The organism is Endozoicomonas sp. ALD068 (assembly GCF_049310145.1).
Lineage (GTDB): Bacteria > Pseudomonadota > Gammaproteobacteria > Pseudomonadales > Endozoicomonadaceae > Endozoicomonas_A.
Map to the genome: position 1 here is coordinate 2963896 of NZ_JBLYNU010000004.1, position 23051 is coordinate 2986946.

Genomic DNA, 23051 nt, shown 5'->3' on the forward strand with positions numbered 1-23051 from the left:
TAAAGCAAATTTATGGGTGTCTATTTTACTTTATGGGTTAGCGTAACTCTTGAAATACTTCAGGACACTGCTCTGCTATTCTGAGCAAGGCTTTTGCCGGACCTTGTGGCGTTCTACGTCCTTGCTCCCAGTCTTGAATGGTTCTGATACTCACTCCCATGAAACCAGCAAATGCTGATTGTGAAAGTTGTAATTTTTGTCGAATTTCTTTGGCTGGAGATGGCTCTGAAAGAGTAGAAGTTTTCAACTTTCCCTTACCTGATTTAAAAGCCTTAATTTCTTCTATACCATCAAGAATTTCTTGGCCGATATCACGATCATTCATTTACGATAGCCTCCGCAATCTTTCTAAGTATGTGGCCGGGTATAGAGGCTTGTTCAGACTTACTGTACATTGTGAGCATTCATATTTCATGGTCACTCTTTTTCCAGTAATAATTACTCTAACGCCAACACTTTTACCTTTGCCTTCTGGTGCCCAACGTACTTTACGGACACCTCCGCTACCACGAACAATGTCACCAGAATCAGGTTTCTCCTGAAGGTGCCATTGCAACATTCTGTATTCATCATCTGACAAACAATAAGAGAGTATCTTGGTAAATTTACTTGTTTCGATGAAAATCATAGATTAGAAGTATACGGCATTGCCGTATTTTGTCAAATTCACCTATTTTAATGGCTCTATTCCTGAAGAAAACAAATTTATGGGTGTCATTTTTTTTTTTTATGGCCTGGACAAATGCCCGGATAAAGGCATTGTAGGCTTTAAGCGGTACGTTGCGCTGCTGTTGTTGCCAGCAATCTAAAGCGATTAGGTAAAATTCTTCTGAGTAGAGATCGTCAATAGCTTTCCAGCCTGTTACCGGTCAGTTTTTGTTTTATCGTGCTATGCATGAGGGTTTTGCACGATTTGGAAAGGGTGTTTTTGTTTATATTTCACACAAATGAGTATAAGAAATAGCCTTTGCTTGCCGTAGCAGTAAAGTTCAGTCGCTATGAATGGATGTCAGTCAGAATTCGCTGTGAATTTTCTGGGTTTTCTGACAGGCACCGCATAGAACCTCATTAGAAATAGTCTATTGGTCCGCTATGCAGCCGTATGAAATGACGGAGGATTTTTTTATTTCAAGACATGATCATAAGTACCAGAACTATTTCTCACATATCAAGCAGAATAAAAGACCTGATCCAGAGATAATGAAAACTTCAAAGGAAATCCATAATGATTCACTTTCTCATAAAGCGGACGATGATAGAAATCATGATTTTGGACTTGCACATATGTTTGGCTTTCCCTTACAGGCCTTTATAAAAGGGCTGTGCAAATTATCTATAAACATTCTGGAACAGCAATCACCTACTCACTCTGATGAATACGAACAGTTCAGTTCAATAGCCATCTGGGTTGTTATGCGGCTACTGGCGTTTCTTCCAGCAATAGTCAGATCTCATGCAGAGCAGACTTTTGTGCTTCTGGCTTCTGCTAACACTGACACAAAACTGAACATCCTCTGACAATGGCAGAAATTGACAGCAATGACCCATCTTACTCGTCTGATACAGCCCTGACCCCATGGCGATCCTGACAGACTCTATACAAAACAGGCCATCACAAAAGATTTCAATACATAGCAGCCAGTCATACCCAAAAAGCATTAGCAGGCCAAGTAATATTTCTGTATGATTGCGACGGGTTTGGCGGTATCACAAAACTCTGCCAACCGATAAGGACCGGATAATAACCAGAAGTGTGCAAGATCAGGACTATCGGATCAGGATCAAAACACTCGGAGTCTGAAGGTAATAGGTCAGTCCCAAGTCATTCAGCCAGAGCCTGAGGATCTCTGTCAGGTAATGAATTTGACAACTGTCTTATATCAAACACTCGCGAGCGCAGCTTTTTGGCCGCCCTCATGAGCGCAACGTTCCGACTCAACTCGTTAACTGCATTTTTACTAACAAAAAATTTGCAGGAAGCACGGCCTTACGTAAACCCGGGGGAGCTGGCCAGTAGCAAAGAATATCTGGCCTGAAATCCAGTAAAACAGTTTCACCTTTACTTTTCAGAAGACTTTGGCGACCAGATAGCCTTGGCCTGACTCTGAAAACACTGCGCCCAGTGTCAAAGTGAATACCAAAATTGGAATGTGTTACTGGATTTTCGGTCAAAGTTGCAAAGCCTCAGGTTATCTCCAAGTCGTAATAATTGTTAGCAGAACCCGAAGGTAACACGGAGCATGAGCACTGCAACGATACAGCCAACCTATAACTATAAGGTTGTCAGGCAGTTTGCCATCATGGCGGTGGTTTGGGCCGTCGTCGGGATGGGGATGGGACTGTTCATCGCTACCCAGATGGTATTCCCTGAACTGAATCTTGATCTACCCTGGACCAGTTTTGGCAGACTGAGACCCTTACACACAAACGCCGTTATTTTTGCATTTGGAGGCTGCGTCCTTTTCGCCACCTCTTACTATGTCGTTCAGAGAACCTGTCAGGCTCCACTGGCCATGCCCGGACTGGCATCTTTTACTTTCTGGGGTTGGCAGCTGGTGATTGTCCTGGCCGCTATTACCTTGCCTATGGGCATGACTTCTTCAAAGGAATATGCCGAACTGGAATGGCCCATCGATATCCTGATTGCCATTGTCTGGGTAAGCTACGCGATTGTCTTCTTTGCCACAATCATGAAACGTAAAGCCAGGCACATCTATGTTGCCAACTGGTTCTTCGGTGCCTTTATCATTACTGTTGCGATCCTGCATATTGTCAACAGCGCCTCTGTACCCGTCACGCTGACCAAGTCTTACTCTGCTTACGCTGGCGCTATGGATGCCATGATTCAGTGGTGGTACGGACACAATGCAGTAGGCTTCTTCCTGACCGCTGGCTTCCTGGGAATGATGTACTACTTCGTACCCAAACAAGCTGAGCGTCCGGTATACTCTTACCGCCTGTCTATCGTGCACTTCTGGGCTCTGATCGCCATCTACATCTGGGCGGGCCCACACCACCTGCATTACACCGCACTGCCCGACTGGGCCCAGAGCCTGGGTATGGTAATGTCCCTGATTCTGCTGGCTCCATCCTGGGGAGGCATGATCAACGGCATCATGACCCTGTCCGGCGCCTGGCACAAACTGCGCACCGATCCAATTCTGCGTTTCCTGGTGGTATCCCTGTCCTTCTACGGTATGTCGACCTTTGAAGGCCCTATGATGGCCATCAAGACAGTCAACGCTCTGTCTCACTACACCGACTGGACGATCGGTCATGTCCACTCCGGCGCACTGGGCTGGGTAGCCATGGTCTCCTTCGGCTCCCTGTACCACCTGATTCCCAAGGTGTGTGGTCGTGAACAGATGTACAGTGTTGGCCTGATCAACGCTCACTTCTGGCTGGCTACTATCGGAACCGTTCTATACGTTGTGGCTATGTGGGTCAACGGCATTACCCAGGGCCTGATGTGGAGAGCTGTAAACAACGACGGCACCCTGACCTACAGCTTCCTCGAGTCTGTAACCGCCAGCCACTTTGGCTACGTTGTCCGTGCAATCGGTGGCGCCTTCTTCGTAGCAGGTGTTCTGATCATGGCTTACAACTTATACCGCACTGTCAGACAGGGCAGTGAAAACCAGCAGGAAGGTGAAGTTCAGGCGTCACCTGTACAGACGGCCTGACCGGGGGAGTTCACCATGAAAAAACATGATTTAGTTGAAAAAAATCTTGGTTTAATGGTGGCACTGATCGTAGTAGCCATCAGCTTTGGCGGCCTCGTTGAGATTGTGCCACTGTTCTTCCAGAAAACCACCACTGAGCCGGTGGCAGGCCTGAAGCCTTACAACGCCCTTCAACTGGAAGGTCGTGACATCTACATTCGCGAAGGCTGTGTAGGCTGTCACTCACAAATGGTTCGCCCCTTGCGCGCTGAAGTAGAGCGTTACGGTCACTACTCTGTAGCCGGCGAATCTGTCTACGACCATCCCTTCCTGTGGGGCTCTAAACGAACAGGCCCGGACCTGGCCCGAGTTGGTGGTCGTTACTCTGACGAGTGGCACCGTGCCCACCTGAACAACCCCAGAGATGTTGTGCCCGAGTCCATCATGCCATCTTATCCATGGCTGAATGAAAACGTTCTGGACGGCAAACTGACCGGCAAGAAAATGGAAGTTCTGAGAAGCCTGGGCGTACCCTACACCGATGATGACATTGAAGGTGCAGCTGCCGCTGTCAAGGGTCACTCTGAAATGGACGCCGTAGTGGCTTATCTGCAGTCACTGGGCACCGCTCTCCAGAACAAACGGTGACACTCATGGATATTAATGATCTGAGAGGACTGTCCACTGTGTTAGCCATGCTCGCCTTTGTGGGGGTTTGTTTCTGGGCGTACAGTGGCCATAAAAAGCGCGACTTTAATGAAGCGGCATCATTGCCGTTTGCAGATGACGAAGCTCATATAAATACGCAACACGCCAGTGGCATAGCAAATACTGAGCACGCAGACAAGGACAAAGGGGCCATATAATGATGAGTAGTTTCTGGAGTGGATGGGTCGTCATCCTTACTCTGGCCTGCCTGGCATTTGTAATCTATGTGCTGTTTACTACCTGGAAGCAGCAGCGCGAAGAGACAACGACTGAAACCACCGGGCACGCCTACGACGGTATCGAAGAGCTGGATAACCCCATGCCTAAATGGTGGCTGGCTTTGTTTGTCGCCACCTTCATCTTTTCTGCTGTTTACCTGGCTCTCTACCCGGGTCTGGGAAACTGGAAGGGCTTTCTGGGCTGGACTTCTACGGGTGAACTGGAACGTCACCAGCTAAAACATGATCGCCGTTATCAGCCACTGTTTGCCCAGTACGCTGATACTCCGATCGAAGAGCTGGTTAAGAACCCTAAAGCCGTCAAGATGGGTGAGCGTATCTTCCTGAACAACTGTGCCTTGTGTCACGGAAGTGATGCCGCCGGTGCTTTTGGCTTCCCGAACCTGACCGACAATGCCTGGCTCTATGGTGGCACGGCTGACGCCATCACCACCACGATCATGGAAGGCCGCAACGGGCAGATGCCTGCCTGGGGTGCGGTGATTGGAGAGAAAGGTGTTCGTGACGTTGCCACTTTCATCCGTGCTAATGCAGGTCTGATCGACAAGGTAGACACGGCCACAATGACTGCAGGCAAGAAGATTTATGACACGACTTGTGCAGTGTGTCATGGTGCCGACGGCAAAGGTAACCAGACGCTGGGGGCACCCGACCTGACCGATGAGATCTGGCTGTATGGCTCAAGCCAGGCTCAGGTGGAATACACCATTCGCAAAGGTCGTAACGGTGTAATGCCAGCCTGGAAAGACATTCTGGGCAGTGAAAAAGTCCATCTGGTCGCTACCTACGTATTCAGTCTGGACGCAGACAACAAAGACAACGAAGAAGCGCAGGACTAATACCAATCGTGCTTTCTAACTCCCGTGATGAGCATGGAGATTTGAGCCTTAAGACAAGGCGGCGTGAGGAGTCATAGCCTTAGCTATGGCGACGATCGGCAACGCAGGATTAAGGCTCAAATCTTCAGCGCAATAGGGAGTTAGAAAGTTCGATTGGTATAATTACCTTCTGGCACCTTGTCATGAAAACCGCAGTCATCTGGCTGCGGTTTTTTTTATCATGTAAAATAATGCCGAGTTTCCGATAGCATCTTTTATAAGCAATGAAAAACAAATGCCGTTCGAAGGACCGCTTCTCAAATTCATAGGGGAGAATTCGGTTCGCTGGACAGCCTGTATCGACCATCAGGGCAGTGAAGTGAAATGCCAGAGTCAGACCAAAAAATCCAATCCAATGGACCGGAATTGATTGACCTGTATCAAAAACCGGACAAAATCTACACTCGCAGTTTCCAGGGGTACTTTCGCAATCTCAGGCTAGTCGGGGGAGCGCTGTTATTCCTTCTGTATTTCGGCACGGCCTGGCTAAATCTGGATGGCCGACAGGCTGTGCTGTTCGACTTGCCAGAGCGTAAATTTCATATTTTTTCCGCTACTTTCTGGCCGCAGGACTTTATTCTGCTGTCATGGCTCTTGATTATCTGCGCCTTTGGCCTGTTTGCCATAACGGTGTTTGCCGGTCGGATCTGGTGTGGCTACACCTGCCCCCAAAGTGTGTTCACCTGGGTATTTATGTGGGCGGAGAAGATCACAGAAGGTGAACGCAACCAGCGAATACGCAGGGATAAAGGTCCAGTGTCGGCAGAAAAAGTTCTGCGCAAACTGGCAAAGCATGGTATCTGGCTGAGTGTTTCTGTTGCCACGGCTATCACATTTGTCGGGTACTTTACTCCGATTCGGGAACTGGTTCCGAATATTTTGTCCCTGAAGGTAAGCCCCTGGGCGCTTTTCTGGCTGGGCTTCTTCACTCTGGCAACTTACGGCAATGCTGGTTATCTGAGGGAGATGGTCTGCCTGCACATGTGCCCCTATGCACGGTTCCAGAGTGTTATGTTTGACCGGGACACTCTGGTGGTCGCCTACGATCATAACCGTGGTGAAAACCGGGGCTCTCGCAAAAAAGGTGTGGACCCCAAAAGCCAGGGACTGGGTGACTGTATTGACTGCAGCGTCTGTGTACAGGTCTGTCCGACCGGTATTGATATCAGGAACGGGCTGCAGATCGGCTGCATAGGCTGTGCGGCCTGCATCGATGCCTGCGACAGCATTATGGACAAGATGGGCTACGAAAAAGGCCTGATCCGCTACACCACAGATAATGAGCTTTCAGGTAAGAAAACCCGTTTCGTACGTCCCAGGCTGATCGCTTACACCACTGCCCTGCTAGCAATGATCGGATTGTTCATAGGAAGCCTGAACAATCGCTCGGCACTGGAACTGGACATTCTCAGAGACCGCAATCAGCTTTATCGCACCACTTCTGATGGCAGCATTGAAAATACCTATATCCTCAAACTGGCTAACAAGGATCAGCGCCCGCTGACCATGACCGTCAGTGTCAGGGACATAGGGGATCTGAGTACCAAAGGCGATATGAGCTTTACGGTCAATGCTGGCGAAGTTGCGCAACACGTAGTTCGACTGGTGTTGCCTGCGGGTTCTATCGATTCCGGCAGCCGCGATATTGAATTTATAATCAGCAGCGATCAGCCGGATATTGAGCCTGTGAGTGCCGAAAGCCGATTCCTTGCTCCGCAAATCTGAAGACAGGTAATAACGATTATGAGCCTTGTGAAGAATGAACCCGTCACCCGCTGGTACCAGGAACCCTGGGTATGGGGAATTCTGGGAGTACTGGCCGTCACCTTTGTCTGGGGCAGCTACCGGACCTACTATGCGTTCAAGATTCAGGACAGTGTGGTGGTCGATGACTACTACAAAACAGGTAAACAGATCAATGAAGACCTCACCCGTGATCACAACGCCAGGGACTATGGCATTCGTGCCAACCTGCTGATTGATGACCTGACAGGAGAGGTCCGAATCACCCTGAAGGGCGACATCAGTGAGTGGCCCAAACAATTAAAACTGAGCCTGCTTTCTCCGGTATTCGCCGATCAGGACAAGGTCATCATGGTCAACCGTTCCATCTCTGGTGATCAGTCCACCCAGATCTATGTGGGCCAGGTTGATGAAGCGGTTGAGGGGAAAACCTATGTCCAGCTGGAAACACTGGATGAACTGATTCCTGAAGTCGGTTACGAAACAGGCTGGCGCCTGAATCAGCCTCTGATGCTGAAAGCCGGTGTTGTCAGCGCGCTGCTGCCACGTGGTAGCTCAAAAGCCAGCTCTGAACCCTGAAGCATTTTGGATTGAGTGGATGAGTAAACATTCTGAAAGTTGCCACTGTTTCCATTGTCACCTGCCTATCGAAGGGACTCCGCCTTACACGGCGATGGTTGAAGATGTAGAACAGCCTATGTGCTGCCCTGGCTGCAAGATGGTGACTGAAGCCATCATTGCCGGCGGTCTGGACAGCTATTACCAGCACCGCACCGATCCCGGTCTGCAAGCCAATGCACTCAGTCAGCGACTGGAAGAAGAACTCCGGCTCTACGACCGGGATGACATTCAGCAGGACTTTGTGATCCGCAATGGCGATTCTGAAAGACAGGCCAGCCTATTGATAGAAGGCATCACCTGTGCTGCCTGTATCTGGCTGCTGGAGAGTCATATTGGCCTGATCGAGGGTGTGGAAAACGTCACTGTTAACCTGAGTACTCATGAAGCCCAGATCAGCTGGAATAATGAACAGGTTCCACTCAGCGATATTCTGATCGCCATTCACCAGATTGGTTACAAGGCCTACCCCTGGCGAGCGGATCGTCAGGAAGCCATGCTCAAGAAAGAGAACCGCGTATTTATACGACGCCTCGCCATTGCCGGTATTGGCACCATGCAGGTCATGATGTATGCCATCGCGCTATACTCCGGAGCGATCAGTAATGACATGACGGCCCCCTATCGGGATCTGATCCGATACATCAGTGCCCTGGTGGCCACTCCGGTGATACTCTACTCTGCTGCACCTTTCTTTAAAGCAGCTCTGCGAGATGTCCGTACCCGTCATCTCAGCATGGATGTACCGGTCTCCATTGCCATCGGTGGCGCCTATGTTGCCAGCCTCTGGGCAACGGTAAACGGCAGTGGCGAAGTGTATTTCGACTCGGTTTCAATGTTTACTTTCTTCCTGCTGACCGGTCGCTATCTGGAACTCCGTGCAAGACACTCAACCTCACGGGCAGCCCGGGCCCTCAGCAACCTGCTGCCCTCCAGCTGCCTGAAAAAAGACGGTGATAAGTATGTTCGAGTCCCTCTTCAAGATCTGAAACCCAAAGACTATGTTCGGGTATTGCCCGGTGATTCCATCCCGGCTGATGCCGTTATAGTGCAGGGAAGCAGCAGTGTCGATGAGTCCATGCTGACCGGCGAATATCTGCCAATAGCCCGCAGCAAAGGTGAATCAGTAATGGGAGGCAGCCTTAATATCGACAACGCCCTTGAAATTGAAATCACTCATGTGGGCGAAGAAACCCGGATGTCTGCGATTCTCCGACTGCTAAAACATGCCCAGCAGGACAAACCTGCCATTGCCCGACTGGCAGATCGTGTTGCCGGTTACTTTGTAGCTTCGGTACTGGTGACCGCAACGGTCGTTTACTTTTACTGGTCCGGTGTTGCAGCGGAAGAAGCGTTCTGGATCACCCTGTCGGTACTGGTCGTCACTTGCCCCTGTGCACTCTCTCTGGCAACGCCAACGGCTCTGACGGCAGCAACAGGCTATTTGCATAAATTAGGATTCCTGGTTACCCGGGGTCATGTACTCGAAGGTCTGGGCAAAATCACCCACATTGTTTTTGATAAAACCGGCACCTTGACCCAGGGCCGTTTAAGAATGGAAGGCATTTATCCCGTTGCCGACTGCCAGTATTCTGAAGATAATTTGCTCGCCATTGCTTCAGCCATTGAAGCGCATTCGGAACACCCGATTGCCAGAGCTTTTGCCGTCGCCACTGACCTCAGGGCTGAAGAGGTCGTCAGTCATACCGGACGGGGCATTGAAGCGAGAGTGGCTGCAAATTACTACAAAATTGGTCGTCCCGATTTTTGTTGTCAAACAAATAGACCGGCACCTCCGGAGCAGCAAGGACAATGGTTACTGATGTCCGAGAATGACTTGCCACTGTGCTGGTTTAAAGTGGCAGACAGTCTCAGACCCGAAGCGGCCCGTGTCATTGCTCAGTTAAAAGAATCCGGTTTCAGGGTTACACTGCTCAGTGGTGATCAGGAGCCGGTGGTAGCAGCTGTCTCCCGACAATTAGCCATAGAACAATGGCACTCTCAGGCCAGTCCGGATGACAAACTGCAATTTATTCGTCAGCGACAAGCTGATGGCGAACATGTTCTGATGGTGGGCGATGGTATTAATGACGTACCGGTTCTGGCCGGCGCAGACATCTCTCTGGCCATGGGCAATGCTTCAGATCTGGCCAAGACCAGTGCCGATGCCGTTCTTCTATCCGATGACCTGAGTCGTCTGATTGACGCCTTTGACCTGGTCAGGCGAACCCGCAAGATCATTCGCCAGAATCTGGCCTGGGCATTTGGCTACAACATGACGGCCCTGCCCCTGGCAGCGGCCGCTATGGTGGCTCCCTGGATGGCTGCGATTGGCATGGCACTGAGTTCTCTTTTGGTAGTAGGCAACGCACTGCGTTTGAGCAAAGACAAAAAGCCTGCTCCCCGGGGAGAACAACTTGCCAGCCGGGATAGTGATCGTGAAAATGCGAATAATCTGCAAGTTGCTGTGAAGGTATAGAGCCCTATGGAAAGCCTGATCATTCTTATCCCTATAGCCGTAGTGTTGATTGCCGTTGCTGTCAGGATATTCCTGTGGGCAGTCGATAATGACCAGTTTGATGATCTGGAAGGGCCCGCCCATAGTATTCTTTTTGACGATGGCCCGCCAAAAGCCAGTCGTCCGTCCAAAAAAGAGTGATCAGAAACAGCCCTGAGCCTATAAAAAGCCCTGAGCATATAAACTACCCTGAGCAGATAGATAGCCATGACCGAAGTACCCACTCTACTAGCCGCAAGCACCCTTGGCTTGCTGGGAAGTACTCACTGCATTGGCATGTGTGGGGGTATCACCTCGGCCCTTAGCCTTTCCCTCAGAGGGCGCTCAAAAGCTGAAACCAGCTGGTTAATGCTGACATATCATGCAGGCCGAATCAGCAGTTATGCTCTGGCGGGCCTGCTACTTGGATTAGTGGGCTGGTTCCTGGGGGATGCCAGCGAAGCCCTGCAATCTTCACTTCGAATCATTGCCAGCGCTATGCTGATCGCCATGGGTCTTTATATCACCGGTTGGTGGAAAGGTCTGATGAAAATGGAAAAGCTGGGGCAGCACCTCTGGAAACACATTCAACCGCTCGCCAGCAAACTACTGCCTATTCGCAGCACACCTAATGCTCTGGCCCTGGGTGCCCTTTGGGGTTGGCTTCCCTGTGGATTGGTTTACAGCACACTGATCTGGTCTGCCAGTCAGAATAACCCGACTCAGTCTGCCTTATTGATGGCCGCTTTTGGGCTGGGCACCCTGCCCTCTGTATTTCTGACCGGACTATTTGCAAGACAACTGGCGTCTGTCATACAAGCCAGCATGACCCGCAATATTGCCGGCATTATGATGATTCTCTTTGGTCTCTACAGTATTCCGGGCCCGCAACAGGGTTGGGTCATGTCCGTACTCTCTGTTGGACACGGCGGGCATTACTGAACGACCAGGGATCCCGCCCTTATTGACCAGACTGCAAGATCTGCTCGACCTGATCAGCAATCTCCTTTGAGTTCACACTCCTGAGGAAGATATGAGCATGAGCCAGACCCGCCACCGTTCGTTTATGGGGCGGATTCACATGGACATACCATTCCAGAGAGTACTTTGACAGTAACTCGCCAAGATTTTTCTTTAACAGCCGGTTTGACTCTTCCTGCAAAAACTCTTCCTGCCAGTCCTTGCCGGATATAAACAGCAACAGATGTACTACGTCGTCTTCCAGCCAATAAGGAAAACTATTCAACGCCAGTCGGCTTTCCAACATACAATGACCATCACTGCATTCCAGCGCCCTTTGCTTTGATAGCTTGAAAATATTCTCCAGAACAGCAGTTTCAGGCGATTTCCCAGTCAGCTTCAATTGCGTCAGATAGCCAAGGTAAGCCGCCAGCTGGCCAGGACTTCTTCGGGTATCAATATGGCCTGACTGAATCTCTTGCCAGGTAATCACTCCGGAGAAGGTGACAATACCGAAAAGAACCTTGAACAATGCAAGACTGCAAAGGCCAATAACTCCCAAAATATTCTCTCCCGGTTGAGTCCAATGTTATTTGTTGTCCAGCATAGACTGATTGGGTGCTGTCGGCGCAGAAGTGGATGCTTTGCCGTTGTGATCCTTGGTGAGATTAACCCCATGCTTTCAGGCGCTCTGTGTCCCAGTGTGGGTAGCTAAGTCGTCATTCCCGCGAAGGCGGGAATCCAGCGCCAACAGTGGATCTCTGCCTTCTCGGTGATGACAAGGCCAGGAGGGCACCGGGCAGTATGGTTCTGGTGGTGAGTCAGTGTGGATTCCCGCCTTCGCGGGAATGACGGGAGTAAACTCGTTCCCATGCTGGAAAGAGTTTTGCGACACCCTCTGGAGCGTGGGAACGAGTAAAGAGTAATGAATCGCTCGAGGAAGCAGTGCGATCAATAAACCCCTGTCGCTTTTTGTGCACTTACCTTTCTACAGCAACGTTTTTTACTGATGTGGCTGGGCCGGTCCCGGTTCTCTATAATCGGTCAGATTTTTACTATCATCGTTCAGCCGACGTTTATAAAAGTCCTGCTCCGTTTCAATAAACATTCCATCATAAAAGCCCCGGTTCGTTTCAATAAACATTCCATTAATTGTAGGAAAGATTGTGGGCTCTCCTCCAATTCCAAGAGTTAGGCCCATCATGTTTCCTCCTGAAAAACTATTAGGTGAACTCGAAGATTCACTTAGATAACTATAAGTTGGTGCAGAATAGCCATTGGCCCCCGATTCACAATTCTGCGGTGGTTGAGATTTCGCTCTGGTTGCGGCGCTGCCTGAACCCTGACTTACATCGGCTGCATTTCGGCCTGTAAAATTTGGGATTACTTCCAGACGCTCACAGGTACGTTGAGCACATGAAACAGATTGGAGCGGATCTTGTCTTGTTGGGCTTACATGAGATGAAGGCTCAACCCCAACGAGACTTCGACCATTTGACGTTGTTGTCGAACAGTTATTGGACCCCGCTGCAGTGTATTGCGGCGGTTGAAATTCAGCTCTGGTTGCAGCGCTGCTAGTTGTTGTTCCGTAAGCCATAATCTATCCTCCGTGATAATGAATGGTTTTGGGCAGGCAACGGACATTAAAAGTTCCCGATTACCTGAAGCCCCTTAGACTATTCAACGCAGCAAATCCTTGCTTCGTCGTAAATGGACTATACCCTTCTCGCAAAAGCTTTTTGATGACATAACGGTTAGCCGTTCTAATCAATAGGGGACGCAACAGCCCGTTTTGAGCAGGTGGCTCAATGATTGATCATCTTGAACACCTTCTGACAGAACATATCCAATAAGTCGGGACTTAAAACAATTTTCAACTTATCACGTATATCATCGAGGTTGCCTGATGGGGTGATTTCTAGCCAATCGTCGAGCAATTGACAATTGCTTTCATCCATATTTTTTACAAATTTTTCCAGATAATCATTATCTATATTATCAATCAGACTGCTCCAGTCAGGTGCAATAGTAATACATGGAGTGTAATGATCCTGGGTACTGGAATTCGAATCTTCTTCGTATATGAATGGATGACCACTTTCCAGAATTCCAAATCCAAGGAGTTTATCTATACTGTCCTGCACCCCCATCATAAATGAGTAAAATGCTTTTACCTTTAACTCAGTGTCTGGCTCCAGTGTGTACTCCCTAAGACCTACCCGGAGGCCCCTGACCTCAAAATCCTCTGAATCCTCTGAATCCTCTGAATCCTCTGAATCATCTGAATCCTCTGAACCCTTTGACATTATGTATTCACTGTAACGATTGCCGTTCTCGTCTACTACATCATAGGGTGTCAATAAAAATGGCAGTGCATCTTTATCTTCTTTTAATTGGGATAAATCTTCAGGCTTAAATCTTTCTTCCTCTAACACTAAGTTGGTCATTTCTTGAATAAACTCAGCAGGGATTTTTCCGATTTTTTCAAAAACTTTGCCAGTGCCCTCCGATTCACAATACTGCGATGGTTCTGATTCCGCTGTGGTTGCGACGCTGCTTGCAGCCCGATTTACATCGGTTACATTCTGGCCTGTAAAACTTTGGAGTTCTTCCAACCACTGACAGGTACGTTGATCCAATGAACCACGTTGGCGCAGATCGTATCCTGTTGCGCTTGTACTACTTGTACTAGATGCAGGCTCAACCAGACGTCGACCGTTCGATGTTGTCGCCGGACAAGTATCAGACCCCGCTGAACTGTTCTGCGGCGGTTGAAATTTAGCCCCGGTTGCGGAGCTGTCTGTTGTTGGTGTTAATCCATAAGCCATGATCTATCCTCCGTGATAATTTATAGTGTTAGACAGGCAACGGACATTAAAAGTTCCCGATTGCCTGTATGAACTCTCAGGTTTGCAATGAAGCAAATTCCTTACTTTGCTATCAATTGATTTTAGCCTTCACGCAAAGACCTCTTAATGACATTCCGGTTAGCATTTCTAACGGCCTTTCTCCTGAATCCACAGCCCTAAAGAAAACTTTTTCCATGTCTGCCCCACAGGCGCGAAAGCATGGGAACCGGTATGAATTGCGTCACCTACTTATTGACACACGTCAAATACATTTGGCTTTTTAGTCTTTAAACTGTTAATAAAAGAACCGGTCAATCGGCTGTTTACCTGTATAGTCATCAACAGAGCCCAGCCAGATGAGCTGTAACCAATTCGAGAGTTAATATGAGTACAGCCCCCGTATGGGATACAGGTCTGATCAAGAAGTATGACCTCAGTGGCCCAAGATACACATCCTACCCCACTGCCGTTCAGTTTCAGGAGGGGTTTAAACCCGAGCACTATGAATCCAGCGCCCGGGAAAGCAGTGCGACTAATAAACCCCTGTCGCTTTATGTACACATACCTTTCTGCAGCCACGTCTGCTACTACTGTGGCTGCAACAAGATAGTCACCAAACACCGTTCCAAGGCAAAAGACTACCTTGACTACCTGTTTCGCGAGATTGACATGCAAGCCAGTCTGTTTGGCCGGGAGCAGAGAGTCGAACAGCTTCATTTTGGTGGCGGCACTCCGACGTTTCTGAGCCCGGACCAGATTTCTGCGGTGATGGACAAGCTGAGATCCGTCTTCAACTTCAACTGTCAAAGTCATTCGGACTTTTCCATCGAGCTGGACCCTCGCGAGGTGGATTGGGTCATGATGTCTCGCCTGCGTGACGAGGGCTTTAACCGTATCAGTATCGGTGTACAGGATCTGGACGAGAAGGTTCAGAAAGCCATCAACCGGGTGCAACCCGAAGAACAGGTTCAGTCTGTTCTGGATGCCGCCAGAACCATGGCTTTCAAGTCAGTGCATATGGACCTGATTTATGGCCTGCCTCATCAGACCGTCGAAGGTTTTATGAATACCGTGAACCGGGTGATCGAGATGGCACCAGACCGACTGTCATTATTTAACTACGCTCACCTGCCACACCGTTTCAAACCGCAGAGAAGGATCAACGAGGCAGATCTGCCTTCTCCTGAGGAAAAGCTCGACATTCTGCATAAGGCTACCGAGAGGCTGGTGGAGCGCGGCTATGTCTTCATCGGCATGGATCACTTTGCCCTGCCGGATGACGAGCTGGCCATTGCCCAGGAAACAGGCACCCTGCACAGAAACTTCCAGGGTTACACTACACACAGTCACTGCGATCTGATTGCCATGGGCGTCTCTTCTATCAGCAAGGTGGGCGGTGTTTATGCGCAAAACCATGTCAGCATGGAAGCGTATGAAAACTCGATCAATGAAGCCCACCTGCCAATCTACCGTGGTTTGACCATGAATCGTGACGATGAGATTCGCCAGAGTGTCATCAACGAACTGATCTGCCATTTCAAACTGAACTTTGCTGAGGTGGAAGAGCATTATGGCCTCAAGTTCAGTGACTATTTTTCTGATGCACTGGCAGCACTGAAACCTATGGCTGACGATGGTTTGCTTTCTTTGACTGAGCAGGGAATTAAGGTGGAACCCAGGGGCAAAATGCTGATCAGAAACATCTGCATGCAGTTTGATGGTTATTTTAAGCAGCAGATACAACAGCAGCAGAACCTCTATTCAAAGGTTATTTGACACTTTTCGTGTAGAAATGCGGGCAATGCACGATTTCTATTGTTTGGTTATCCTTTTAAAAGCCAGAATAGCCAGACAGCCCGGTTTTTGTGGTAACAATCAGAAAGATCGTGTGTAGCTCAGCTGAAGGCCATCACTGGTACTGCGACTGGATCGAATCGCCGTATAATTCATGCTCAGACTGGATTGCCCGGACATTGTGGTGTTGTAGCCCATACTCAGATACAACCCATTGTCGTTAATCTCCTGAGCCCGATATTCTGACGATGCATGTTGGCCGGTATTATTAACTGTGTATCTGGACTTTCCACTCAACACCGTCTGCTGCTGGTAGCCCGCAGAAAACTTCAGGGCCGAGGGGGTATCCCCGGTTTCATTCAGTAAGACAAAGTCACTGCCCAATCGTAAAATCGATTGCTCAAAAGACTGCCCGCGCACAGCCAGCGCTCCGTCAGACAAGCCTTTCTCTCTAAAGCTGTCCGACTCTGAATGATGATAAAGGAACTCAACCATAGGTGTGACGGTAAGACCATCGAGCCAGTTATCCATATCGATGTCATAACCCAGGGCACCGAAGGCATTCCAGTCGGTGCCTGAGCGATAGGCTCGAAGTCGATGACCATCGCTACCCGTGCGTTTGCTGCTGTATTGTTTGGTACCAAGAGTCAGGGCACCATCAAACTGCCATTGATCCCTCTGCCAGGACAGGAACGGACCAAAGTGAACAGACTCTATGGAGCCCGAACCCAATTTCTGCTGAAAACTGGCTGATGTTTTCCGGCTACCCAGCATCAGGCCGACAAGGGTATTTTCAGTGGCCTGAGTGAATACTCCGACATTCAGCCCGTGACTGTCGGCATTCATTCCCTCTAAACCAGGCAGTGATGAGTAATGGGATTTCGAACCATAAGTTTGTACAAAGCTGTGCCACTGACTGCTCTCACCGCTCTGCAACTTCCCGGTAGATGTTTGGTTACCGCCTTTCACAGTACGTTGATCCAGACTGGCATTATCAAGAAGAAAAGCCTGACCATTGCGGTAGAAATCCAGAATCTGACGCAGATCACTCAACTGACTGAACAGCGCCCGGGTAGTAGCCATTTCCAAGTGGCGTGAGCCATTTAACGTCGCCTGAGCACTGGGAGACGGATGAAAGAGCACTTCTCCGGCTTCAGGCAGAGACTGATCAATCAGTGACTGCAACTCACGACTGGCAGCCCCTTTCTCAACTCTGACAACCACCCATTTTTCCTGAGCACCTTTTACCCCATCGACAGGTTTTCCAGGCTTTTTCGGACTTGCAGGATCTGTCGGGATGAGACTCGAATCCGAGTCAGGTTTATGATTAACGTGCGCTTCTCCGCCTTCACCACCGCCTCCGTCACCGCCATTTTCAAGGAGCCTGAGAGTAATTTCATAAGGCTTGTCTTCACCGGGATTAAAAAAAGAGACCGGTTCAACCAATACCGGAGCAGGTTTATCATCACTGCCGTTGTCCGGGCCGTATAGCCATTGACCAAATTTGTAGGAGAGTCCGCCAAGCCCAGTCCCCAGCAGGGCCGTTCCCCCGGTCACAATTATGGCCGGATCAATGGCCAGCACTGGCAATGGCAACACAGCGGTTGCCAACAGCATGACCAAGACCATAGATAATTTGAGCGATTTTCTGGCCATAATTCCCTCCCCCGGAGTACTGATTTAATTCCTTCGGGGGACTATGACCGATTATTTTCAGGATTTGACTAACAAGGTTGTTATATTAACGGTTGTGTATTGCCCGCTTGCTAACGAAACTTTTGCATTATATTGACAGCATCTTCCTGCCGGAGCCAGTCGATAAGCTTTTGCTTCCTCTGTTCCAGCCTGACTCGCGGACTCTCTGGCCCGGTTTCTTCATCGGAAGATTCAGACCAATCCAGCTCTTCAAGCTCCCGGTCAATTTTCTCCAGCTCATCCACTGCAGAGCTCACTTGCTGGTAAAGGTAAAACTCTTCCTGATAGTCCAAATCTTCAGGCAGCTGCTGCCAGAGCGTCTCATTCTCAACAGAATCCTCAAGGCTGTCGACTTCAGACTGGGTCGAATCGTATTCTGATGGCGGATTGTCTTCATCGTCAGAGGCACAAGAAGTTAAATCGTTAAAGCCCCCTGAATAGTGATCTAAAAAATCACTATAATCCCATTTCAATCCCACAGGGTCATCGAGCTGCAGACTGCCCGGGTCATTTGCCGTCGACTGCAATGACGAAAGCACGGTTATCGCTGTGGGTGAAATCGTCTGGGAGGAGTCTTTAAGCCTTCCATCCCTTCGCAGTTGATCAACAATAATGTCTTGTAGCTCGCCCATGCCCCATTCCAGCGCTTTTGTTGTTAATCCACGATATTCCAGTTCAGCGATCAGGTATGTCCGAAGGGCCATCAATTCTTTGAAGTATGCCCTTGAGCGAAGCTGTTCCTCATTCAGGGCCTGCTGCCAGCTCTCAAGAGCTTCTTCGCCAGCCAGCTCAATCTCCCAGTCTCTGGCGTCATCGTCATAATCGTCAATGCGGTGAATATAATCCAGAGGTTCGGTCAGCATGGCTTCCAGACCTGCCCCGAGACGGGTTTCATGTTCATCAACGGCAATGTACTTTTTAACCACTTCCAGAATTACCCTGGGGTAGTCTTCATCAGGAATCTCCGACAGTGGCATTTCAGAATGCTGTAGAACAAACTGCATCTTCAGCGTATTGATCTGACTGAGATAATCTGCTGACTTTTTTTGCTCCAGCAAGAGATCATCGCGCACCCGTTCCAGCGCCAGGGCTTCGGGATCTGCTTCAGCCTGAATAACAGGATGATTCTTCACTGTCATGAGAGTCCGTGACAGCTCTTTCGCTTCCTGTCTTGATGCCTGCAGCGAGGCTTCAGCAGCAACCAATTCTTCAGCAAACTTGTCTGCCTGTTCAGGGTCGCTGCCTTTTTGCAACCCATTGAGCGTTCTCAGAGCTTCAACCAGCTTAACCTGAGTTTCCAGAGTCTTGGTCTGACCCTCTATTTCCTGAACTTTCAACAGATAGTTCATATCATGGAGCTGTTCGACCTGACGTTTGAGAGCGGTCATTTCCTGTCCCGTCAGAACAACGATCTCCTGACATTCAGACTTCAGCCGGGACAAGGTCCTGGTAAACTCATCAGCATTACTTTGAAACGACTCATGAGGCGTTTGCAAATACCCCCCGAGGAGCGACAGCTGTTCCTCAATGTCCCTGAGCTTACCTTTGAGCTCTGGCAACGTCTGAACATCAGCCAGAGATTCGCTTACAAGATTGTCACTGGCACTCAGCTCTCCCTGTAATTTTTTGACATTGCCTTGTGCTTTTTCCAGCTCGTCCACGACTCGTTGATGAGCTTCTTTATCAATGCCTTCGGGTTTTGACCTGAGCAGCTCAAGCTCGTTGGTCAGGGAATCCAGTCTGAATTGCAGTTTAGCCCCGGAGTCTTCCAATTCTTTGAGCTTTAGCCTTCGCTCTTCGGACTCTATCTTGGTTGACTGCAGCTGAACGGATACAGCACTCGCTTCCTGCTTTGTGGCATTTAACTGCTCCGAGACCTGAGCGAACGCCTCTTCAACTTGCTTAAGTCTCTCACTCATTTCATGAACTGAGTCGTTTTTGCTGATCAGGTCCTGCTGTAATTTTCTGGCAAGAAGCTGACTCTGCTCAGCTTCAGATTTGGCCTGCCTGATTTGCTGTTGCCAGACTCTTCTTTTTTTCTGACCTCGTTTATTATTAAACTGAGTGACTTCTTCGAGCAGCTGCTTATTCATACTGCTCAACGCCTGAAACTGGAGCTCCAGGTTATGCTTTTGCTCCTCAACCTTTCTTAAGTGGTTTTTGGTATTCAGCGAATCACTGGTCAGTTGATCCACGTGATCCATAGCGCTGACCACAGTCCCCTCTATGGCCTGGCTGCGCACAGACTCATACTCTGCATTCAGGTCAAATACCTTCTGTTCAGAGCTTTCCAGAACACTTTCTGTTTTCTGTAAAAGGTCGCGAACTTCCCTGATCTCTCTATCTCTAACCAGCACCTCTAGTCTCACCCGGTCCAGTTCGGCTCTGAGCTGTTGATTCGAAAGCTCACCCTGACTGATATTCTCCTGAAGGCGGGTATAACTTTCCTGCAACAATTCAAGCTCATTCTTTTTCTCTTCAAGCTGACGCTCTGTCAAGACGAGCGCATCCCGATCGGTCTTTTCCTGTTCCCTGAGATGCTGGATCTGCACCTCCAGCAAACCTTTTTCTTTAGCAACGGCTGCTTCCCGTTGCTTAAAACCATTGAGCTCTGCTGTCAGCACTTTTCTGGAAGAAGCCTCATGTTGCAACTGAACTCTGGTTTCCTGGAGCAGTTCCCCCTGAGCCTGCAGTTCTTTTTCAACATCCTTGAGACGCTGAGTCGACTTATGGGCTTCTACCCAACGGGCTCTGACCATCTGCTCTTCCCGGGTGAGCAGATCAATCTGCTCCCGATAAAACTGATTCTCGGAAGCGACCTTTGCTGAGTTATTGATCAACCTGGCCTTCTCTTTTTGCAATTGTTCCAGATCTGACCTCAGTTGCCTTTCCTGAATGCGTTGAGCCGCCTTATCCTCCTCCAGCTGATTCTCCAGCTCATGCTGTAACATCTGACTGCTTTCAAGCTGCATACGAACAGCATTAAGTTCATCAATGACAATCAGGTAGTCCTTATAGGTTTTGTCTTTATGCTGAATGGCAGAACTCAGCTGAGACTCCAGGAACAGTACCTTCTCAGTAGCCCTCTCCAAATCAAGCTTTTGGGTAACCGCCTCATCAGAAACCGTCTTTACCTCCGTTTCCAGAGATCGAACTGTCTGCTGGGTTTGAAACAGCTGGTTTTGAATAGCCTGCTGATCGGCTCCTGCCTCCATCAGCATCCGCTCGGCTGCCCTGAGTCTTCTTTGCAATGGTTTAATGGTGTCTCGCTCAACGGCTTTCTTCTGCAAAATCAGTGCCTGAATGTCAGTAGTCTGATGGTTTTTCTGCCGATTCAGCCTTTCAAACTCAATATCTTTTTCTTTAATGGTTTCAGTCAGAATCCGTGCTTCATCTTCAAGCGCCTCGACCTTTTCCTGAAAAAGCTGAAGTGTCTCTTGTAACCTCAAATCCTGTTGTTTTAACTGCTGGCGATCTCTTCCCTTATCACTGCCTTGCCTGTTCCTGAGCGCCTCACTCAGTTGTTCAACTTCGTCAAGCACTTCCACCATCTCACGATCAACTTTCCTGTGCTGCTCAGTCAGTGTTTTCAACTCACCAGCCAACTCTTTTTGCTGTTTCTCCGCAGCCCTGAGTTTTTCGATTCTATGTTGCATTTGTTTAAAGTGTTCTTGCCCTGATGCCAGATCCGCTTTTCCCGGGAGCAGCTGGTCGGCCAACTCTGCTTTTCGCTGTTTCTCCAACTTCAGCGCGTCTTCTGCCTCACGGAGCCTTCTATCCAGAGCCTCTGCACGCTCAGACTCTCTTAGCTCCAGCTGTTCCCGAATGATTCTCTGGGGTTGTGCATGGGTAATGACAAAATCAGTCAGTTGCTTTGAACGTGTTTCCAGCTCGCCTGAATGGGTCCGCAGATAAAACAGGTAGCCCACCCCTGAACATACAGCCAGTCCGGCAGCAACAGGCACCGATACAGAAGCGGCCCCGGCAGCAAAAGCACCGACGACCAGAACCCCGGTTCCCTTGGCTATCGTGACAGCAATTCTGCGGCCATCCCAGATCGCACTTTTTTGAAGCCGGATACGATGCGCCTCTTCAAGCTCAGCACACTCGGCCTCTTCGAGCTTTAATGCCCTGAGTTCCTCAATTGTCAGCTCACCCTTTCTGGCCATCAGGATTTGCTTTTCCTGTGGTGAAAGATCATTGAACGTCAAATCCTCAGCGGCAACGAGTTCCTCAAAGGTTCGAGGTTCAGCCACTTGCACGGTTGGAGTAAACAGAATCCCTGTCACTGAGCTGAGCAGACTCATGGCGTAAATCTCCCTGATTTACGAAATTGTATTCAGTACAGTTATCGACACATTGGCGCTGAAGAACATCTTTCTTGCATCATAGGTATTGATAGCGTTCACAGCCTTCTCATCAAGCTCAATGACTTAACTGCCAGGCAACTGATCAAGTACAACATTTTTTTAGTGCGGACTTATCGCAACCCAGTAAGGATTTTCCGAAAAAGCCTTAAGTATGAAGGAATTACGCTTTAGTCTCGGAAAGCACAGACTTACACTTTGGTAGCATTTTCAATAGAATCGTCAGCGATTTCGCCAATACGACTTTGAGGCCACTCAATGACGTCAAAGCCCAATGTACGACAACCTGGCCATGTGGCCTGCAGAGACTGCAGTCTTAGCTCCCTCTGCCTACCTCTGGCATTGAATCTACAAGACATTGACCAGCTTGATCGCATCATCAAGCGAAGCCGCCCTCTCAAGAAGGGGGAACACCTGTTCCTGGAAGGAGACCGGTTTACCAGCGTCTTCGCTGTCCGTTCCGGGGCCTTAAAAACTTATACCGCCACCAATGAAGGTGAGGAACAGATTACGTCTTTCTATCTTCCCAGTGAGATATTGGGCCTGAGTGGTCTCGATACTGACGTCTACCCGGTCTCTGCTCAGGCCATGGAAACCACCATGATCTGTGAAATCCCCTTTGACCAGCTGGAAACGCTATCCGACCGATTCCCGGAGTTGCGTCGTCATATGATGCGCCTGATGAGTAAGAAGATTCGTGAAGATCAGCAGATGATGATGCTATTGTCCAAGAAAAACGCTGATGAAAGAATTGCGACCTTCCTGATCAACCTGGCCAGTCGTTTTCGTCGCAGAGGCTTCTCATCCCAGTCATTCCGCCTGTCCATGTCCCGCAATGAAATGGGCAATTACCTGGGACTGGCTGTAGAAACCGTTAGCCGGGTATTTACCCGGTTCCAGAAAAACGATCTGATCTTCGCAGTGGGCAAAGAAATTGAAATCCGTGACCCGATTCAATTATGCTCCCTGGCGGGTGGAAAGTCTGTCGGTTTGGAACAGATTATCTCCTCCGCATAAGCGCACCAGGAACGGACATTAAGG

General features: G+C 49.2%; 20 protein-coding genes. 12 read left to right on the forward strand and 8 right to left on the reverse strand.

The window, feature by feature from the left end:
- Positions 1 to 37: 37 nt before the first annotated feature.
- Together ACO6V5_RS09815 and ACO6V5_RS09820 are read right to left on the reverse strand one after the other, a co-directional pair.
- Positions 38 to 325 (reverse strand): helix-turn-helix domain-containing protein, encoded by a 288-nt coding sequence (locus ACO6V5_RS09815; RefSeq protein ID WP_422133231.1) that lies wholly within the window; start codon positions 323 to 325, stop codon positions 38 to 40.
- 113 nt (positions 326 to 438) lie between these two features.
- On the reverse strand, positions 439 to 573 hold the full coding sequence (locus ACO6V5_RS09820; protein WP_422492106.1) for a hypothetical protein: 135 nt from the start codon (positions 571 to 573) through the stop codon (positions 439 to 441).
- A 627-nt stretch (positions 574 to 1200) separates the two neighbouring features.
- On the opposite strand from ACO6V5_RS09820, the gene ACO6V5_RS09825 reads away from it, so the two are divergent.
- The 10 genes from ACO6V5_RS09825 (at position 1201) to ACO6V5_RS09870 (ending at position 11287) form a co-directional block, all read left to right on the forward strand.
- Complete coding sequence (locus tag ACO6V5_RS09825) at positions 1201 to 1518, forward strand: hypothetical protein (protein ID WP_422409090.1); 318 nt, start codon at positions 1201 to 1203, stop codon at positions 1516 to 1518.
- A gap of 722 nt (positions 1519 to 2240) precedes the next feature.
- On the forward strand, positions 2241 to 3683 hold the full coding sequence (gene ccoN / locus ACO6V5_RS09830; RefSeq protein ID WP_422133228.1) for a cytochrome-c oxidase, cbb3-type subunit I: 1443 nt from the start codon (positions 2241 to 2243) through the stop codon (positions 3681 to 3683).
- A gap of 15 nt (positions 3684 to 3698) precedes the next feature.
- Positions 3699 to 4310, forward strand: a complete 612-nt coding sequence (gene ccoO, locus ACO6V5_RS09835) for a cytochrome-c oxidase, cbb3-type subunit II (protein WP_422133227.1) — start codon at positions 3699 to 3701, stop codon at positions 4308 to 4310.
- A 5-nt stretch (positions 4311 to 4315) separates the two neighbouring features.
- Positions 4316 to 4528 (forward strand): cbb3-type cytochrome oxidase subunit 3, encoded by a 213-nt coding sequence (locus ACO6V5_RS09840; protein ID WP_422133226.1) that lies wholly within the window; start codon positions 4316 to 4318, stop codon positions 4526 to 4528.
- The gene (gene ccoP, locus ACO6V5_RS09845) at positions 4528 to 5448 is read left to right on the forward strand and encodes a cytochrome-c oxidase, cbb3-type subunit III (protein ID WP_422133225.1); all 921 of its coding nucleotides are present in this window, start codon (positions 4528 to 4530) and stop codon (positions 5446 to 5448) included. The genes ACO6V5_RS09840 and ccoP overlap by 1 nt, the downstream gene beginning before the upstream one ends.
- A gap of 363 nt (positions 5449 to 5811) precedes the next feature.
- Entirely contained in the window at positions 5812 to 7212 is a 1401-nt protein-coding gene (gene ccoG / locus ACO6V5_RS09850) for a cytochrome c oxidase accessory protein CcoG (RefSeq protein ID WP_422133224.1), read from the forward strand.
- An 18-nt stretch (positions 7213 to 7230) separates the two neighbouring features.
- Positions 7231 to 7809: a FixH family protein gene (locus ACO6V5_RS09855; RefSeq protein WP_422133223.1), complete on the forward strand. Its 579-nt coding sequence runs from the start codon at positions 7231 to 7233 to the stop codon at positions 7807 to 7809.
- A gap of 19 nt (positions 7810 to 7828) precedes the next feature.
- Positions 7829 to 10327 (forward strand): heavy metal translocating P-type ATPase, encoded by a 2499-nt coding sequence (locus tag ACO6V5_RS09860; protein WP_422137613.1) that lies wholly within the window; start codon positions 7829 to 7831, stop codon positions 10325 to 10327.
- Positions 10328 to 10333: 6 nt separating this feature from the next.
- Complete coding sequence (ccoS, locus tag ACO6V5_RS09865; protein ID WP_422133221.1) at positions 10334 to 10507, forward strand: cbb3-type cytochrome oxidase assembly protein CcoS; 174 nt, start codon at positions 10334 to 10336, stop codon at positions 10505 to 10507.
- A 66-nt stretch (positions 10508 to 10573) separates the two neighbouring features.
- Positions 10574 to 11287 carry a sulfite exporter TauE/SafE family protein gene (locus tag ACO6V5_RS09870; RefSeq protein ID WP_422409095.1) on the forward strand — a complete coding sequence of 238 codons (714 nt, stop codon included), beginning with the start codon at positions 10574 to 10576 and terminating at the stop codon, positions 11285 to 11287.
- 19 nt (positions 11288 to 11306) lie between these two features.
- Here the strand turns inward: ACO6V5_RS09870 and ACO6V5_RS09875 are convergent, their stop codons facing one another.
- The 4 genes from ACO6V5_RS09875 to ACO6V5_RS09890 form a co-directional block, all read right to left on the reverse strand.
- On the reverse strand, positions 11307 to 11867 hold the full coding sequence (locus ACO6V5_RS09875) for a DUF3605 domain-containing protein (RefSeq protein ID WP_422137612.1): 561 nt from the start codon (positions 11865 to 11867) through the stop codon (positions 11307 to 11309).
- 120 nt (positions 11868 to 11987) lie between these two features.
- Positions 11988 to 12200: a hypothetical protein gene (locus ACO6V5_RS09880; RefSeq protein WP_422133218.1), complete on the reverse strand. Its 213-nt coding sequence runs from the start codon at positions 12198 to 12200 to the stop codon at positions 11988 to 11990.
- Between the two features lie 108 nt (positions 12201 to 12308).
- Complete coding sequence (locus ACO6V5_RS09885; RefSeq protein WP_422137611.1) at positions 12309 to 12902, reverse strand: hypothetical protein; 594 nt, start codon at positions 12900 to 12902, stop codon at positions 12309 to 12311.
- A gap of 208 nt (positions 12903 to 13110) precedes the next feature.
- Positions 13111 to 14133: a hypothetical protein gene (locus ACO6V5_RS09890; RefSeq protein ID WP_422409097.1), complete on the reverse strand. Its 1023-nt coding sequence runs from the start codon at positions 14131 to 14133 to the stop codon at positions 13111 to 13113.
- A 405-nt stretch (positions 14134 to 14538) separates the two neighbouring features.
- On the opposite strand from ACO6V5_RS09890, the gene hemN reads away from it, so the two are divergent.
- Positions 14539 to 15930: an oxygen-independent coproporphyrinogen III oxidase gene (hemN, locus tag ACO6V5_RS09895; RefSeq protein ID WP_422409099.1), complete on the forward strand. Its 1392-nt coding sequence runs from the start codon at positions 14539 to 14541 to the stop codon at positions 15928 to 15930.
- A gap of 99 nt (positions 15931 to 16029) precedes the next feature.
- Here the strand turns inward: hemN and ACO6V5_RS09900 are convergent, their stop codons facing one another.
- Positions 16030 to 17604: an autotransporter outer membrane beta-barrel domain-containing protein gene (locus ACO6V5_RS09900; RefSeq protein WP_422137608.1), complete on the reverse strand. Its 1575-nt coding sequence runs from the start codon at positions 17602 to 17604 to the stop codon at positions 16030 to 16032.
- 110 nt (positions 17605 to 17714) lie between these two features.
- A complete protein-coding gene (locus tag ACO6V5_RS09905; RefSeq protein WP_422409101.1) occupies positions 17715 to 21950 on the reverse strand; it encodes a hypothetical protein in 4236 nt (1411 codons plus the stop codon).
- A gap of 318 nt (positions 21951 to 22268) precedes the next feature.
- Between ACO6V5_RS09905 and fnr the strand changes: the two genes are divergently transcribed.
- Positions 22269 to 23027 carry a fumarate/nitrate reduction transcriptional regulator Fnr gene (gene fnr, locus ACO6V5_RS09910; protein ID WP_422133212.1) on the forward strand — a complete coding sequence of 253 codons (759 nt, stop codon included), beginning with the start codon at positions 22269 to 22271 and terminating at the stop codon, positions 23025 to 23027.
- Positions 23028 to 23051 lie beyond the last annotated feature (24 nt).

Bases quoted from the DNA above. Each gene is read 5' to 3' on its own strand.
- ACO6V5_RS09890 (WP_422409097.1), bottom strand. From the start codon at position 14,133: ATGGCTTATGGATTAACACCAACAACAGACAGCTCCGCAACCGGGGCT.
- ACO6V5_RS09905 (WP_422409101.1), bottom strand. From the start codon at position 21,950: ATGAGTCTGCTCAGCTCAGTGACAGGGATTCTGTTTACTCCAACCGTG.
- ccoP (WP_422133225.1), top strand. From the start codon at position 4,528: ATGATGAGTAGTTTCTGGAGTGGATGGGTCGTCATCCTTACTCTGGCC.
- ccoO (WP_422133227.1), top strand. From the start codon at position 3,699: ATGAAAAAACATGATTTAGTTGAAAAAAATCTTGGTTTAATGGTGGCA.
- ccoG (WP_422133224.1), top strand. From the start codon at position 5,812: ATGCCAGAGTCAGACCAAAAAATCCAATCCAATGGACCGGAATTGATT.
- ACO6V5_RS09815 (WP_422133231.1), bottom strand. From the start codon at position 325: ATGAATGATCGTGATATCGGCCAAGAAATTCTTGATGGTATAGAAGAA.
- hemN (WP_422409099.1), top strand. From the start codon at position 14,539: ATGAGTACAGCCCCCGTATGGGATACAGGTCTGATCAAGAAGTATGAC.
- ACO6V5_RS09860 (WP_422137613.1), top strand. From the start codon at position 7,829: ATGAGTAAACATTCTGAAAGTTGCCACTGTTTCCATTGTCACCTGCCT.
- ccoN (WP_422133228.1), top strand. From the start codon at position 2,241: ATGAGCACTGCAACGATACAGCCAACCTATAACTATAAGGTTGTCAGG.
- ACO6V5_RS09820 (WP_422492106.1), bottom strand. From the start codon at position 573: ATGATGAATACAGAATGTTGCAATGGCACCTTCAGGAGAAACCTGATT.
- ACO6V5_RS09885 (WP_422137611.1), bottom strand. From the start codon at position 12,902: ATGGCTTACGGAACAACAACTAGCAGCGCTGCAACCAGAGCTGAATTT.
- ACO6V5_RS09870 (WP_422409095.1), top strand. From the start codon at position 10,574: ATGACCGAAGTACCCACTCTACTAGCCGCAAGCACCCTTGGCTTGCTG.
- ACO6V5_RS09900 (WP_422137608.1), bottom strand. From the start codon at position 17,604: ATGGCCAGAAAATCGCTCAAATTATCTATGGTCTTGGTCATGCTGTTG.
- ACO6V5_RS09855 (WP_422133223.1), top strand. From the start codon at position 7,231: ATGAGCCTTGTGAAGAATGAACCCGTCACCCGCTGGTACCAGGAACCC.
- ccoS (WP_422133221.1), top strand. From the start codon at position 10,334: ATGGAAAGCCTGATCATTCTTATCCCTATAGCCGTAGTGTTGATTGCC.
- fnr (WP_422133212.1), top strand. From the start codon at position 22,269: ATGACGTCAAAGCCCAATGTACGACAACCTGGCCATGTGGCCTGCAGA.
- ACO6V5_RS09840 (WP_422133226.1), top strand. From the start codon at position 4,316: ATGGATATTAATGATCTGAGAGGACTGTCCACTGTGTTAGCCATGCTC.
- ACO6V5_RS09825 (WP_422409090.1), top strand. From the start codon at position 1,201: ATGAAAACTTCAAAGGAAATCCATAATGATTCACTTTCTCATAAAGCG.